This window comes from Stieleria mannarensis (genome assembly GCF_014154935.1).
In the GTDB taxonomy this organism is placed as follows: Bacteria; Planctomycetota; Planctomycetia; order Pirellulales; family Pirellulaceae; genus Stieleria; species Stieleria mannarensis.
The window spans coordinates 1-1,717 of sequence record NZ_JACEHH010000136.1 but is presented as its reverse complement, the minus strand read 5'-3'; the positions used below and the strand labels follow the sequence as shown (position 1 = coordinate 1,717).

General features: G+C 56.1%; 1 protein-coding gene. It reads right to left on the bottom strand.

The features are described 5' to 3' along the window. Window positions 1–1,686: hypothetical protein (locus H1B37_RS32720; protein ID WP_220498492.1), on the bottom strand; the 1,686-nt coding region annotated here is incomplete at its 3' end. Between the last annotated feature and the right edge of the window lie 31 nt (window positions 1,687–1,717).

The window sequence follows — 1,717 nt, the reverse complement described above, 5'->3', positions numbered from 1 at the left end:
GCGGCCTTCGCCGCTGTAGAGCAGTTCGTAAACGTAGCGCTGACCGTTCTTGCCGCGGTGAACGTGGACGTATTCGAGATCGACGAGACGATTGAGATGGATGCTCAGTTGGCTGTTGCCGATCGACGTCGCTTCACGGATGTCGCGGCGGGTGAAACGGACGGCATTGCGTGGGACGGAATTGGACTTCGCGGTTTCGCTAACGTAATCGTTGAGCAGTCCGAGTAAGTTGCGTGTCTGCGGCGCGAGTTCATCAAGGCTGCGTCCGAGAACCAGGCCGGCGATGCCGTTGGCTACAGCGATGTCATTCTTGGTGACTTCAATGTACTCGAGGCGTTGGTCGTTGTGCGTGACGGTCTTGATCTCGCGTTGATGTTGATGCAGCAGCGCGATGGTGTCGATCATGGTGAGATACTTTTCATGGTCGCGGCGAAGCCTGGTTTTGTAGTTGGCGAAGGTCAGCTGCGGCGCGTAGGGATTGACGATCGCGAGCGGACGAATCAGTCGCTGCGCGTTTTGATGTAGTTTGCGAAGTTGATTCTTTAGCTCAAGCGATTGACTCAAGACAGCGGCCCGCGCATCACGTTGAACGTTTTGTATCGCGTCGGTCTGATCGCGTGATTCATCGACGGTCAAGATCAGGCACCGATTGATCAGTTCTTCGTCGATGTCCAGCGCGGTGGTGGTGAGGAAGATTTGCGTGGGGCCTTCAACGTGATGTTCCTGGGTTTGGCTTCGTCCATCTTCGCCGCGGCCGACGGTGGCGTGACGGAGTTCGCCTTCGCTTTGAAGTAGCTTGAGTGCGTAGCTGCCTTGACGGATGCCTTCGTCTTCGGCGATCGCCAGGATCTTGTGACGGATCGAATCGCTGTCCAGGTAGAACAACGACTGACCGGTCATGCCGCTGAAGCGATTGACGTCTTCGGATGGCATCATTGAGAGGACTGCGTCCATCAAGGACGTTTTGCCGGCCGACGATGAGGATTGAATCACGATCGCCAGAGGCTTGGCAAGCTTGCGACTGGTTGCGGCCAGGTAGCCGGCGAGCTTGTTGGTGGATTCGCCGACGATCCCGCAGGCATCCATGTCGGCGACGATCCGTTCAAGAAGATTTTCGGAGCGAAGCAGAGCCAACGCTTCGCGTCGCTCTTCGTCGCTGAGTTTGACTTCAACGCGTGCGGGTTGTTTCAGCGCCGCGATACGATCGGCTTGCAGTGTTTCGATTTTGAGTAACAAGGCGCCGATGTCCTTCTTGATGATGTCGGCATCGGTGAAGAGTTCCGTTGCGGTCGCTTTGATGAACGAGCTGCGCGAGCGGGCCTTGACCAAGTCCAGTGTGTCCATGTGAACCAGACCGTCGCGTGACGCCATGAGGTTGATCTTGAGCGTCATGGTGGACTTGTTCTTTTCAAGACCACGGATGCGGTAGCGACGATCATCTCGGATGAAGGTGATTTGATTGTCTTCGATGATCAGTTCGTTCTCGTCGTGGGTTATTGGCTCTGGCTCGGCAACAGTGGCATTGTCGTCGGCATTGTCTTCATTCGTGTCATTGGTGTGATTCGTGGACGGTGTCTTGGCTTCTGCGCCAACAACGATCACGTCGGGACCGCTTGCATGCGCATCGATCTTGTAGCCACGCAAGCCGATGATGCTGCCGTTGTGGTCTTGAATCGGAACAGTCACTCGGCCACGCATCGTTTCGCGTCCGTTGGCT